A 13,715-nucleotide genomic window follows, 5' to 3' on the forward strand; every position below is an offset into this window, starting at 1 on the left:
CCCCCCCCCCCGACGAGGTGGGGCACCGACGGGCAGGGCCTCAATCGATCGCCGCGTGCACCAGGTTCGCCACCCGGTCCAGCCGCAGCGTGTGCCACGGGTCGGGGCTGACGAAATTGGTCAGGTAGCTGAACGACACGCCGCTGCTGGGATCGGCCCAGGAATACGACGACCCGACGCCGCCATGCCCGAACACCGACGGCGCGCCGATCGTGCCCAGGCCGCGGATTCGGTCGCTCTCGCCGCGCACATGCGGCCCGAGGCCGCGATGCATCGGAATACCTGTCATGTTCAAATCCGGGCTCTCGCCGGTATGATTGCGCGAAACATAGGCAATCAGCCGCGGCGAAAACAGCCGAACGCCACCCAGCCGGCCGGCATGCCCAAGCATCTGGTAGAAGGCGGCGACGCCGCGCGCGGTCGCGAACCCGCCGCCATGCGGCAGCCCCGCCGACCGGAACGCCGCGGTGTTGTCGTGCGGCTCGTGACCCATGGTATCGGCGCAGCGCGATTGCTGGTCTTCAGGCACCCCGACATAAACGTCCTGCCCCAGGCCCAACGGCTCGATCACGCGCTGGCGGATGACCTCCCGATAGTCCTGCCCCGTCACCGCCTCGATCACCATCGCCTGCACCAGGTGCGCCGCTCGGCCGTGGTATTGCAGCCGTGTCCCCGGCGTCCATTCAAGCGAGAAATCGCAGACCTGAGCCCGCATCAGCGCGTGGTCGGCCCAGGCGTCCTGGGTCACGTTGGACGACGGGAAGCCGCCCTGGTGCGTCATCACCTGCTCCAGCGTGATGTCCGCTTTCCCGCGCGCGGCGAATTCCGGCAGGTGGTCGGCCACGCGGTCCATGAAGGACAGCTTGCCTTCCTCGACCAGCGTCCACACCGCCGCCGAGGTCAGCACCTTGGTCTGGCTGAACAGCAGGAACAGCGTGTCATTGGCCGCCGGCACCCGCGTCGCCTCGGTCCGCGCATCGCCATAGGTGCGGAACAGCGCCAGCTTGCCGTGGCGCGCCAGGGCGATCTGGGCACCGGCGTAACGGCCCTCCTCGATATGCGCCTTGATCAGGGAATCCAGGTGATCGAGCGGCTTCTGCGCGAAGCCCGATTCGGCGAGACCGGCCTCTGGGAGCGGATAGCTGGACGGCATGGTGCGTTCCTTCTTCTAGCGCGGTGATTTCGTCGGATGGAACCCAGACTATGCCCGGCGAGGGCGGAAGCCAACGCGCCGCCGGGCCCGATCTCGTCCCGCTGCACGGGGTCCTGAAGCCGCTCGCTGAAATGTCCTTTTGACGACTGTCGCGATGCTGTTCCATTCTTACCGAAATTCCATGTCAAGTCAGAGGAACCTCAGCAGATGCAAGCTGTCCTCGATTCGATACTCAAAAGGCTGATCCAGACTGGACGGCTGACCGTGTACTGGCCCGACGGACGCAGCAGCGTCTACCAAGGCACCCCGGGACAGGGCCCGACCGCGTCCATGCGGTTGCGCACCGCCGCCGTGGTGCGGCGAATGACGTACAGCCCTTCGATGGCCATGGGTGAGGGCTACATGAACGGCGACGTGGTCGCGGGCGAAGGCGGGATCTACGACCTGGTCTACCTCGCCATGGCCAACCTGCAGGCCAACCCGAAGGGCCACCCCGTGGCCCGCCTGCGGGAGATGGCGGAGCTGATGATCCGCCGCGTCCTGCAGTTCAACCCGGCCGGCCGGTCCCGCCGCAACGTGGCGCACCACTACGACCTCAACGGCCGGCTGTACAGCCTGTTCCTGGACCGCGACCGTCAATACAGTTGTGCCTACTTCCCTCAAGGCAACGAAACCCTGGAGGACGCGCAGGCGGCGAAGAAGCGCCATATCGCCGCGAAGCTGCTGCTGACGCGGCCGGGGCTGCGCGTGCTGGACATCGGCTGCGGCTGGGGCGGCATGGCGCTGACGCTGGCGCGCGATTACGGCGCCGACGTGACCGGCATCACGCTGTCGCAGGAGCAATTGCAGGAGGCCCGCAATCGCGCCGCCGCCGAGGGACTGAGCGAGCGCGTCCGCTTCGAGATGCTGGATTACCGGTCAGTCCAGGGCCAGTTCGACCGGATCGTATCAGTCGGTATGTTCGAGCATGTGGGCGTCGGTTACTATCAGACCTTCTTCGACACCGTGGCGCGCGTGCTCGCACCCGACGGCGTGGCGCTGATCCATGCGATCGGGCGCCACGACGGACCGGGATCGACCAATCCGTGGCTGCGCAAATACATATTCCCCGGCGGCTATTCCCCCGCCCTGTCCGAGGTGCTGCCGGCGATCGAGCGGTCCGGGCTGATGTCCACCGACATCGAGATCCTGCGCCTGCACTACGCCGAGACCTTGAAGCAGTGGCGCCGGCGGTTCATGGCGAACCGCGATGCCATCGCCTCGATCTACGACGACCGGTTCTGCCGCATGTTCGAGTTCTACCTCGCGGCCAGCGAGGTGGCGTTCCGCAAGGGCGGCCACATGGTCTGGCAGGTGCAGTTGTCCCATACGCATGAGGCGGTGCCGCTGACCCGCGACTACATCGCCGCGGCCGAATCGGTGCCCGGCCGCGCGATGGAACCGGCGCGCCAGCCGGAGTGATCGGACCATCTCCTCCCCCGAGGCACCGGACGGCCCGGGCCATGACGGGGAGGGAAAGAAAGGATCAGAATTCCCGCAGCGTGTCGCGCAACAAGGTCTTCGTGTAAGCCTTGCGCGCCAGGCCGCGCCGTTGCAGCGCCGGCACCAGGCCTTCGCACACCTCGGTCACGAAGCGGCGGCTGATGCGCTGGAACGGCGTGGAGATCAGGAACCCGTCGCCGCCGATCGCTTCCATCGCCTCGCCCATCCGGTCCGCCACGGTGTCCGGCGAACCGATGAGCTGTATCCCGGCGTCGAATCGTTCCTGCGCAAGCTGGCGCAGCGTCTTGCCGCTGCCCCACTGCGCGAACTTGTCCAGCGACCCCTGTTCCCCGTTCGTGGTCAGCGGCGGCAGCGGCTTGTCGAGGTCGAAGCCGGAGAAATCGATGTCCGTCACCGTACCGACCGCGGCCAGCGCCGCCTCGACGAAGCCCGGCGAGTTGACCATGCGGTGGTGGCGCGCCTGGGCTTCCTCGTCGGTTTCGCCCAGCGTCGGGTAGACCAGGAACAGGACCTTGATGTCGTCAGGGTCGCGGCCCGCGGCGGCCGCGTGCCGGCGCACATCGTCGCGGTATTTCTTCATCCCCTCGATCCCGTTCCCCACCGCGATGATCGAATCCGCGTGCCGCGCCGCAAACGCCCGCCCGCGCGGCGATCCGCCGGCCTGCACGAAGACCGGCTTGCCCTGCGGCGAGCGTACCGTGTTCAACGGCCCGCGGACCTTGAAGAACTGGCCTTCGAAATGGATCGGATGCACCTTGGTGTGGTCGGCATAGGTGCCGGTCGCGTGATCCTTGACGACCGCATCCGGCTCCCACGACTCGAATAGCTTGCAGACCACGTCGACATATTCGTCGGCCATCGCATAGCGCGCCTCTCGCGGCGGCAGCTTGTCGAGCCCGAAGTTCTGCGCGGCGATGTCCTCGCCGCTGGTGACGATGTTCCACCCGAAACGACCGCCGGCGATATGGTCAAGCGTCGAGGACACCCGCGCCAGCATGAACGGTGGCCACGCCAGCGTCGACATGGTCGCGACGACGCCGAGTTTCGTGGTGTTCGCGGCGATGATGGACGCAAGCGGAATCGGGTCGTGCTTGGGCACCTGCAGCGCGTATTTCAGCGTCGCCTCGGCGGTGCCGCCATAGGCTTCCGAAACCATCAGCGTGTCTTCGAGCATGATGTAGTCGAAACAGGCGCGTTCCATGGCTTGCGCCATATCGATGAAGAACTTGCCATCCCAGTCGCCGGTGCCCTGGGAGACGGGGTTGGTCCAGTCGCCTTGGGTGAAGTTGGTGAACCAGGCCAGGTGCATGGGCTTGGGCATCGGGGCCTCCATCGGCAGGGATGGGCTTGGGGCAGGCAATGTGCGTGCCACCGCCCCTCTTACCCCAACGCCCCCAGCACCGGCAGCAGGTACTCCGCGAACAGCCTGGGATTCTCCGCGAAGGGGAAATGCCCGATCCCCGCCATGGGGCGGAACCGCACGCCGGGGATCTTCGCCGCCGTGGCCTCCGACATTTCGACCGTGCAGGAGTAGTCGTATTCCCCGGTCAGCATGAACAGCGGCACCCGGTTCGTGTCGATCCGCCCGACCCGGTCGCGCATGTCCCAGTCGCCGGAATAGAACGCAATGTCGCCGAAGAACACCGCGGGGCCGCCCTGGGCGTAGTGCCAGGCAATCGCCTCCTGATACGCCGACGGGCTTTGCGGCGCGGACAGCGCACGGATCCATTCCGGCACGAACAGCGACTGGTTCACCACCGGATGCGCCGCCCAGCTTGTCTGCCGGCGCTCGATCTTCTCGCAGGCCTCGCAGGCGATGATGCCGGTGAACGCCTCCGGGTGGCGATAGGCGAGTTCCAGGCAGATCTCGCCCGACATCGACGCGCCCAGGGCGATCGGCTTGTCCAGCCCGGCGGCCGCCGCGAACCCCATGATCAGCGCCACATAGAGTTCGGTGTTGAGCCGCCAGGAGCCGGGAATCGCTCCCTCGGGCGGCATCGACTTGCCGTGCCAGGGCAGGTCGAAGGCAACCAGCCGGTGGCCCTCGACGATCCGCGGATCGGCCATCAGCCCGTGGAATTGCCGGCAGTCCGACCCGGCGGTGTGCATGCACAGCACGTCGCGGCCGGTGCCGGCGGCCTCGTAATAGACCTGGTAGGTCTGGCCCTGCGCGGTGACCGGCACGTAACCGGCCCGCACGGAAGGCGTCGCCCGTCTCTCACCCTGGGGCGCCAGCGTCACGGGAACCGGCAAGGCATGGCCCAGCGCCAGCCATTTGCCGATTTCCAGCACCCGCCGCACGACGTGGACGTATTGCATGAACGCCAGCGTCTCGCCGTCGATCCCGAAATCGGGCACGCGGTAATGCATGGCGAACAGGCCGTGATGGTGACGCGGCGGCACCGGCTGCAGGAACTTGTCCCACACCGAGGCGGGGGCGCGCACGGTGAACGCCGGCGTCCCCGTCCCGGATGCGATCCGTCCGCCCTCGAACCGGAACACGAACCGCTGCTCGCCTGCCGCGATCGCGAAGCAGACCGACCAGTCGCCGGTCCAGGCGGCCAGCGAGGCGTCGTCGGCGCACGCCGAGATCCAGGCGGCGCTGTCGGGAAACGCGGTCATTGCGGGTCGATCACCTTCAGCATCACCGGATGGTATTGCTCGCCATAGCCCGCCGCCTCGGCCTCTTTCAGGCGCTGCATCGCCAGCCGAGCGGAGGGGACGGCAAGGCCGTCGGCATCGGCCATCTCCAGGGCGTAGGACAGGTCCTTCATCGCATAGCGCACCGAGAACGCCCGCTCGGGGAACGTGCCCGGCAGCATCGCCTTCATGCCGTGGTTGCGCAGCACGAAGCTGTCGCCCGACCCCTTCGCCATCGTCGGCAGCAGCACGTCGGCGGCGACGCCGTTGCGCCGGCCGATCGCCATTGCCTCGGCCAACGCAACGGTGTGCTGGAACACCAGCATGTTGTTGAGGATCTTCACCACCTGCCCGCAGCCGATCGGCCCGCAATGGGTGACGTCGGAACCCATGGTCTCCAGGATCGGGCGGATATGCGCGAAGGTCTCGGGCGTGGCGCCGACCATGATGCTGAGGTCGCCGCGTGCCGCGGCCTCCCGCGTGCGGGCCACCGGGGCGTCGGCATAGTGGATGCCTTTGGCCGCCAGCCGTGCGCCGATCTCCCGCGTCAGTTTCACCGATGACGTACTTGTGTCCACCACGCACTGCCCGGCCCGCAGATGCGGTTCCAGCGCCGCGACCACCGCCGCGACCGCCTTGCCGTCGGGCAGCGACAGGACGATGACGTCGCAGGTGCCGGCGATCTCGGGGATCGTCGACGCGACGACGCCGTCGGCCTTCAGCCGCTCCAACGGTTCGGGCCGCAGGTCGGCGGCCCAGACCGGTAGCCCGGAGCGCCGGGCGAGATGGCCGCACATGGGCTCTCCCATGACGCCGAGGCCGATGAAGCCGAGTTTGGCGATGGCCGATGGTTTGGACATGCGGTTCCCCTTGAACGTCCTCTTTTCGATGGGGCCGGAGTTTCCGTCCCGCCCCGAGGGTTGTCAAAGACGACGCGTACCGTCGACATCCGTCTTGCCGAACGCTCGCCCGAACCCGTATTGATCGGCCCCGATCCTCGGTTTTCCCCGAACCCGCTGCAGGAGCTTCCTTGGAAGGCGTCTACGTTTTCGGCAGTCTCGGCAACATGGGGCCGGCGCTGGGGACCGGCTGGTCGGTCGAGGCGGAATTCGCCTGGACCACGGGGCCCGAGACCGCCCTGACCCTCGCGCTGCCCGGCGACGATCGCGCCTATACGGTGCGCTTCGACCTGCACCCGGCGGTGTTCCCCGGCAGCCTGGACAGTCAGTCGCTGACCGTCGCCGCCGATTTCAAGGTGCTGGCGACGTTCGAGCTGTCCGGCCCGGGTTCCATCGCCATCCCGTTGCCGCCCAGGCTGACCAAGGGACGCCAGCGGGTCCGCCTGCAGCTTCTGCATCCGCAGGCGGCGCGGCCATGCGACCATGCGGACAGCCCCGACACCCGCCGCCTGGGTTTCTGCTTCCGCCTCGGGGCGCTGACCGTGACCGCGGCCGACGACACGACGGACGAGGCGACGGGGGGAACGGCGCGGGCGCTGGAGTCGCTGCACGGCCTGATCGCCGGCGGCCCGACCGCCGCCCTGCTGACCGAGATCATGAACAAGCTGCCCTGCCTGCGGGGCCGGCTGGGCGTGCGGGCCGTCGACCTGAACGGTCCGCTGGACGACGGACTGGCCGCGTTGCCGCAAGGCACGCTGGAAACCGCAATGTTCTGCTGGTTCGACGAGCATGCCGGCTGGCCGGACCAGCGCGCCGCCCTGCGCGCCCGCCTGCCCGGGACATGCGAGGCCCTGACGTTCCAGACGCCGTATTTCCGCTGCCTGTGGCCGTTCCTCGCCACCGACCCACGCGCCCACCCCGAACCCGGCCGCTATGAGGACGCACGTTACCCCCGCGGCGATCGGCTGGCTTCCGCGCTGGCCTCCGCCAACCTGACGGACGACGTGCTTTGGCTGATGTATGAGATGGCGGCAGAGCAGGAGCCGCTGGACCTCGACACCGCGCTGGCGAAAGAGCTGCGCCGCATGCGGCAGGAGGAAGCCTCGCACGACGTCAAGGTGATGACGTTCATCCAGGAACGCTTCCGGCAGGAGCGGCTGTTCTTGACCCCCTACCTGCCGAATGCCGGCCTGATCCGGGAAATCGCCTGGCAGATGCTGGATCGTCCCCGGTTGCATCCGATCCTGCCGCGGGAAACCCTGGCGGCGCAGCTCGATGCGTTGCTGGAAGGCTTCACCCCCTGGGACACCGAACTCCCCATCCATCCCCGCGTCGCCCGGCATTTCGGGTTGGCATGGTGGCGTCCGGACATGACGTACCGGTGGTTCAACAATCACCGCACCCATCGGCAATACACACTGGACCAGATCCGGTGGACACAGTGGCGGATTTGAGGACCATGGGCCGCTCGATCCTGATCTATGCCAACCGCCAGGGCGACGAGCTGAAACGGACCGGCGACTACATGCAGTGCCTGGCCGGCGTGCTGTCGTTCAAGTGGCTTCCGCTGCACCTGGTCAGCGACGCCGACTGGGACACGCTCTACGACGGCGCGTTCTTCGCCGATGTTGAAACGGTCTGGGAACAGGTGGAGGCGGGAGAGCCGACGCCGCATCGGGAACGGCTGCACGCCCGCATCGCGGGACGCTGCCCGGTGATCAGGTTCCCGCCTTACAGCGGCAGTTTCCTGTGGCCCTTCGCCGGCGACGACCCCCGCCAGGCGATCGATCCGAACCGCTATCCCTGGCCGGATGCCGTCGCCGCGCAGCTTGCCGGTTCGGGCCTCTCCGACGACGCGCTGTTCGAACGCTATATGCGGACGACGGAGGAGCGCATGCCCGACCTCCAGCAGCGCCTGGCGGCGGACGTCGCCCGCTGGACAGCGCTGGACGCGATCGCCGACCTGCGCCTGGGCGCCTGGGTGGAGGCGCGATTCCGCACCACCAGCCTGTTCCACGCGCCGCTGCGCGTCACCGCGCCGGCCATCGCCCATCTGATGAAGCTGCTGCTGGCGCGGACGCCGATCCTGCCGTCCCACCTGACGCAGGCCGCACCAGCCGAGGTCGACCTGCTGCTCCGCTTCCACGCCGGCCAGGACCTGGAAACCGTGCCGATCCATCCCGGCGTGGCGCGACGGCTGGACCTGACATATTACGATCCCAACGCAACCTGGCGCTGGCACAGCCACCGTTGGACATTCCGACAGTACATGCTGCGCTATATCCACTGGGCCGAATACATCCGATAAGGCGGACGTCCGATGTCATACGATCCTTTGCTGACGCTGATCGCCGGAGCGCTCGGCATCGCGCCCATCGAAGTCACCGAGGAATCGGACTCCACGAATACGCGCAAATGGGACAGCCTGCGCCAGATGACGCTGATGACGGAACTGGAGACGAATTACGGTCTCGAACTGACCGACCAGGAGCTTTCCGAGACCACTTCGGTAGCGAAAGTCCGCGCCATGCTGCGCGCGTATGGAAAGGCGTGACCATGCCGATCATCCGACGCCGCGCATCCTGGCGCGTCCTTTCGCGCACAGCCGGCGGGCGGTCCGATGGCTGACCCGACCGGCATCGAGCAGGGAAACGACGATCGCGCGTTGCTTGGGAACTTCGAGAGCCTGGGCGGCGCCGGCCGCGGCTCCGAATTCGAGGAGTTCCTCCGGCGACGCGGTGCGCGATCGGTCGGCGTGCTGGGCGGGGCGGACCTCGCGACGGACTTCCTGATTTCGGCGCTGGAACAGCGGCTCGAGGGCGTCGGCGAACCGGCCTATACGACCATATTCCGTCCGCCCGACAACAAGGACTGGTGGACCCGCGACACGCGCTACTGGATGGCCACGTCGACCATGATCCGGGCGACGACGGACACGCCGGACGAGTTGGCGCCAGCGATCCTGGAACAGCGGCGCGCGCAGCGGGCGGCGCTGATCGCGGCCTTGACCGAAGGACGGAAGCTGTTCGTCTTCCGCGACTTGGCCCAGAACCTCAACGACGTGCGGCTGAACCGCCTGCACGCGGCGGTGCGAGCGTTCGGTCCGGGGACTTTGTTCTATCTACGTTACGAGGACGAGGGCCATCCGTCGGGGCTGGTCGAAGCCGCGAAGCCGGGCTTGTTGATCGGTTACGTCAGCCACTTCTCCGCGACGCGCGACCGGAAGACCATCGGGCTGATCGACGACGTTCTGATGCAGCTCTGCCGTCGTGCCTGGGCCCTGCACCGCCGGCAAACCGAAATAAACGCCCCTGCGCCCGCTCCCGCCGCCGAGGCGCCGCCGCCTGCTTCCCCGGATATTTCCACGGAAACGGCCCCGGATATTGCGTCGGACACTGCCTTGGATGCTTCGCCGGATGCCCCCACGGACGTACCCGACGCACCGCCGGCCACGTCCTCGACACCTGCCCCCGCGGCCCCTCGCGGACCGCGATCCGGGCGCCGGCTCATCGTTTTCGTCGGCGACCGCCAGGCCGAAGCGATGGCCGCTCTCTATCGGCGCTTCATCGCGCCCGGCACCCGCGACCGGCTCGATTGGGTCGCGAACGACGAGGCGCGCACCGAGCGCGGGCGAACGGCGCTGCTGGAGGCCGACCTGATCGTCGAGCAGGTGGCGGACCAGGCCCGTGACGCAGGGCTGGACGATATCGCGTCCGGCACGCCGCGCATCCAATTGCCCCATGTCACCGGCGCCTTTCTCTGGCCCTTCCGGGCCCTGGTGCATCCGAAAGCGGTGGCGTTGCCGTTCTGTCCGGGAGGCGCGTACGATTCGGAAACGTGCGATTCCTACTTGAACAGCCAGATCGCCGCCGGCGTCGATCCGGACCAAGCGGTCGAGGATTACCTCGACCTCGACGTCAACACGATCGTCGACCTGAACCAGATGTACGAGTTGACGATCGATCGCCAGCGGGCGCGCGACGCGGCGACGGGGTACGGGATCGCCGACGTCATCGAGACCCATTTCCGTGACGAATATCTCTTTCTGACGCCGAACTACCTCAATGTCCGCCTGTCGCTGGCGCTGGCCGAGGAACTGTTCGGCCGCATCGGCGCGAAGCCCGAGGATATCGAGCGGATGCGGGCCAGGACACGGGTTTCGCCGTTCCCGGTGGCCGAGACGCCGATCCATCCGGCCGTCGCGCGGCATTGGGGGCTCGACTATATCGCACCGAACCAGCGCTATCGTTTCCGCCTTGAAGGCGGCTTCACGTTCCGCGAGTTCGCACGTCGTTACATGCGTTACGAGTGGAGTCCGGCCCTGGAGGAAGGCCGCTGGCTGTCCGGGCAAGGCCGCGACGAGGAAGCCGTCATCCGCCTGCGTCAGGGGTTGGCCGTCAGCCCCCGTTCCGTCTCCGGCTACCAGATGCTCGGCGAGACGCTGGGCCGGCTTGGCGACAACGCCGGGGCGGTCGCCGAACTCCGCACCGCAGCCGCCATCGCGCCAACCAATGCCGAGGTCCTGTCGAGCCTCGGCCAGGCGCTGCAGCAGGCGGGGAACCTGGCGGAGGCCGAGAAGGTGCTGGACCAGACCGTGACCGCCGACCCGACGGAACCACGGTATCGGATCCAGCTCGCGCATCTGCTGCAACAGGCCGGCCATTCGGAGGAGGCGGCGGCGGTATTCGAGCAGGCGCTCGATCTGGAACCGCTCGCGACGGAAACCTGGCAGGTGCTGGCGGGTGTGCGTGAAGCGCTGGGGGATGGTCCCGGCGCCGAGGCCGCGCTGCGCAAGGCCATCGAGCTCGACGACGGCGATAGCAGCCTGCGCCAGCGCCTGGAGGCGCTGCTGCGCCGCCACGGACGGCAGGAAGAGCCGGCAGGCGAACCGGGACGGACGGCCGCCGCCGAGGAGCCGCCTCACCCGTTCGAGCCGCGCGACAGCGAACCCGCCGCGGCCGCGTCGTCAGACAGCGAGCCTCCCCTGCCCGAACCGCCCGACAGCGAACCCATCGCGGCCGCGTTCCCCGACAGCGAGCCTCCCTTGCCCGAACCGCCCGACAGCGAACCCGACGCGGCCGAACCGGCCGACGACGCGCCTGCCATGGTCGAGGCGGCCAAGGTCCGGACACCGCTGATGGATGCGCTGACGGCCGCCATCGCGGCGCCATCGGATGGGAAGACCTATCACGAGCTGGGCGTCCTGCTGCGTGAATCAGGCGACATCCCGGCCGCCGAAGCCGCGTTCCGCAAGGCCATCGCCCTGGCGCCGGACGAGGCGCATTACCGCCACGAACTCAGCATCGTGTGCCTGCGAGCCGGGCGGCTGCCGGAGGCGATCGCGGCGGCTGAGGAGGCCATCGAGCGGGAGCCGCGAAACCCGCATCGCCACGCCTACCTCGCGGACATACTGGTGGCGGGGAACGAGTTCGAGCGCGCACGGCAGGCGCTGCGGGCCGCGCTGTCGCGGACGCCGGGCCATGTGCCGTTCCACATCAAGGTCAGCGACACATTCGCCCGGGAAGGCCGCCTGGAAGAAGCGCTGGACGCGGCCTGGAACACCGTGTCGTCGGCGCCTGACCATGCCGACGCCCTGGGGCAGCTCGCGCATATCGAGCAGTTGTCGGGGCAATGGCAGATGGCGGAAGCCCATCTGCGCGCCGCCCTGGCGCTCGCACCGGACAGCGCGCCGCTTCGTCAGCAGCTCGAACGGCTGATGGAAACGTCCCAGGGCGGCGACGCCTGATCGACCCCTGCCGGCATCACGTGCAAGGGGATCGGGCGCAAGGGGATCAAGCGCAGACCAGCGCCAGCCGGTAGAAGCATATCGCCAGCCGCCGGTCGTCGGCGACGCCGCCCACCAGCATGGGGCTGGCCGCGTGTGGATGGTTCAGGACGATCTCCACGGACTCCTGGCCGGCGATCAGGTGGCCCGGAACGGCACAGGCGACCTCGCCTCGGGGCATCGGATCGAAACTATGCACCCAGACGTCCTTGACGAAGATGTCCAGCCGCTGGCGTCGCAGCAGCGGCGGGTGGACATGGGGAATGGCGTGCATCTCCAGCCAATAATCCGCCGCGGGACCGGGCGACGGGATCGTCAGCTTGCTGCGCTCCCCCACCGACCAGGTGAAGCCCGCCTCGGCGCCGGACCAGCCGAAACCCTGATAGGCTCGGGCGTTGCCCTCGGCGCCGAAGGTGATGTCGACGCGCGCCGGGGCCGGCACATGCGCGGCGCGCGGCGGCTCGCCGGGGGGGCCAGCCTCCTGCGCGATGCGCCAGGCCTCGCGCAGCACGGCCAGCCAGGATTCGAGGTCGAGTTCCGGCACCGCCGATCGGGGGGCGAAACGGCGGACATAGCCGACCATCAGGCGATCATCGACCATCACGACGCTGCCGGGCGAATGTCCCGGACAGGCCTGCTGCACCCAGAGCAGCCGGCCATTGCCATAGGCGGCCAGCGCCAGGCGCAGGTCGACGAGGTCGCTGGCCGCCAGCGGCTCATTCTGGCGGAAGATGAAGATCTTGCCGGGGTCCCGCAGGTCGTCGACCAGCTTGCGGGCGAGATAGGAGACGACCCGGCTTTGCTGGCGCACCAGCCGTTCGGGCTCCACGTCTCCGACCTTGACGTCGGAGTGGTAGGTGAAATCGTACTTCGCCAGCTTGATCATGAACTCGCCATTCTCAGGCTGCAGGCGGATATGGTCGGGATCCCCGATCTGCTCGAACCGGTTGGCGAGAGCACGCAGCAGGTTGCGAAGCGGCGCGCCGGAGAAGCGGAGCAAACCGAGCGGTTCGACGCCGACGCGGCGCTGGACGAGACCGAACTCGCAATTGTCGCCCAGGCTCTCGAACTGCAGCACCAGTTCCTGGTCGTTCGGTTCGGTTTTGATGGCGGGGATTCCATCCATGGTCGCGCGCATACCTCCGGCGGTGGCAGATTACCTATACCACCGGTTGCGATGGGGTTCGACCATCGCGTCGGGATGCGGGTGGCGGCGCGTCCCGGCAGCCGCCGCCTGTCATGACCGGCCTTGCGCCAGTCATCCACGACGTCAACCGGATGATGTCACGAGAGTCCGTTTCGTAGCCGGCGAACCCCGGCCATGACGCATAAGAGTTACTGCAGGATCGACAACGCGGTGGGAACGATACGCTGCACGACCATGGCAGAGCGATCCAGCATGGATGGGATGGGGGGCGCGATCCGTTCTTTCCAATAGGCCGACTCATAGACCGCCGCATAGAGCTTCACGCGGTGCTCCTCGCTTTCGAAACGCCGGATCCAGATATAGACCGACTCGTCGGTCTCATGGCGGAAGCTGCCGCAGATGACCATGCCCTTCGAGACCTGGAACGGAATGATCTCGTCTTCCATGAACTTGACCCACTGGTCCATCTTGCCGGGCAGGACCTTGTATTGCCGCAATTCGTAGAACGCCATGATCGTTGCCCTCCTCCTGGGTGAGTGGCAGGTGGCCATAGGTTCGAAGGCAAGGCAAGAGCGGCCCCCTGGAAAG

11 protein-coding genes are annotated in these 13,715 nt (G+C 67.7%); 5 read left to right on the top strand and 6 right to left on the bottom strand.

Annotated features, from left to right (window positions below; translation table 11 throughout):
* Positions 1–40: 40 nt before the first annotated feature.
* Positions 41–1,153, bottom strand: a complete 1,113-nt coding sequence (locus VHB27_RS11630; protein ID WP_325600489.1) for a serine hydrolase domain-containing protein — start codon at positions 1,151–1,153, stop codon at positions 41–43.
* Positions 1,154–1,360: 207 nt separating this feature from the next.
* On the opposite strand from VHB27_RS11630, the gene VHB27_RS11635 reads away from it, so the two are divergent.
* Positions 1,361–2,614, top strand: coding sequence for a cyclopropane-fatty-acyl-phospholipid synthase family protein (locus tag VHB27_RS11635; RefSeq protein ID WP_325600491.1), 1,254 nt, complete (start codon positions 1,361–1,363; stop codon positions 2,612–2,614).
* A 64-nt stretch (positions 2,615–2,678) separates the two neighbouring features.
* Here the strand turns inward: VHB27_RS11635 and VHB27_RS11640 are convergent, their stop codons facing one another.
* Genes VHB27_RS11640 through VHB27_RS11650 form a run of 3 tightly spaced genes read right to left on the bottom strand, consistent with a single transcriptional unit; the run spans position 2,679 to position 6,156 of the window.
* Positions 2,679–3,977 (bottom strand): NtaA/DmoA family FMN-dependent monooxygenase, encoded by a 1,299-nt coding sequence (locus tag VHB27_RS11640; RefSeq protein WP_325600493.1) that lies wholly within the window; start codon positions 3,975–3,977, stop codon positions 2,679–2,681.
* A 59-nt stretch (positions 3,978–4,036) separates the two neighbouring features.
* Complete coding sequence (locus VHB27_RS11645) at positions 4,037–5,278, bottom strand: alpha/beta fold hydrolase (protein ID WP_325600495.1); 1,242 nt, start codon at positions 5,276–5,278, stop codon at positions 4,037–4,039.
* Positions 5,275–6,156 carry an NAD(P)-dependent oxidoreductase gene (locus tag VHB27_RS11650; RefSeq protein WP_325600497.1) on the bottom strand — a complete coding sequence of 294 codons (882 nt, stop codon included), beginning with the start codon at positions 6,154–6,156 and terminating at the stop codon, positions 5,275–5,277. The genes VHB27_RS11645 and VHB27_RS11650 overlap by 4 nt, the downstream gene beginning before the upstream one ends.
* Positions 6,157–6,326: 170 nt before the next feature.
* Here VHB27_RS11650 and VHB27_RS11655 point away from each other — a divergent pair, with 170 nt between their 5' ends.
* From VHB27_RS11655 to VHB27_RS11670, 4 genes are all read left to right on the top strand, one after another.
* Positions 6,327–7,649 (top strand): WcbI family polysaccharide biosynthesis putative acetyltransferase, encoded by a 1,323-nt coding sequence (locus VHB27_RS11655; protein ID WP_325600499.1) that lies wholly within the window; start codon positions 6,327–6,329, stop codon positions 7,647–7,649.
* Between the two features lie 5 nt (positions 7,650–7,654).
* Complete coding sequence (locus VHB27_RS11660) at positions 7,655–8,503, top strand: WcbI family polysaccharide biosynthesis putative acetyltransferase (protein ID WP_325600501.1); 849 nt, start codon at positions 7,655–7,657, stop codon at positions 8,501–8,503.
* A 12-nt stretch (positions 8,504–8,515) separates the two neighbouring features.
* Positions 8,516–8,749 carry an acyl carrier protein gene (locus VHB27_RS11665; RefSeq protein WP_325600503.1) on the top strand — a complete coding sequence of 78 codons (234 nt, stop codon included), beginning with the start codon at positions 8,516–8,518 and terminating at the stop codon, positions 8,747–8,749.
* A 66-nt stretch (positions 8,750–8,815) separates the two neighbouring features.
* A complete protein-coding gene (locus VHB27_RS11670; protein ID WP_325600505.1) occupies positions 8,816–11,941 on the top strand; it encodes a WcbI family polysaccharide biosynthesis putative acetyltransferase in 3,126 nt (1,041 codons plus the stop codon).
* A 46-nt stretch (positions 11,942–11,987) separates the two neighbouring features.
* Here the strand turns inward: VHB27_RS11670 and VHB27_RS11675 are convergent, their stop codons facing one another.
* Positions 11,988–13,106 (bottom strand): hypothetical protein, encoded by a 1,119-nt coding sequence (locus VHB27_RS11675; protein WP_325600507.1) that lies wholly within the window; start codon positions 13,104–13,106, stop codon positions 11,988–11,990.
* A 209-nt stretch (positions 13,107–13,315) separates the two neighbouring features.
* Positions 13,316–13,639, bottom strand: coding sequence for an NIPSNAP family protein (locus VHB27_RS11680; protein WP_325600509.1), 324 nt, complete (start codon positions 13,637–13,639; stop codon positions 13,316–13,318).
* Positions 13,640–13,715 lie beyond the last annotated feature (76 nt).

This window comes from Rhodopila sp. (assembly GCF_035548235.1).
Taxonomy (GTDB): Bacteria; Pseudomonadota; Alphaproteobacteria; order Acetobacterales; family Acetobacteraceae; genus Rhodopila.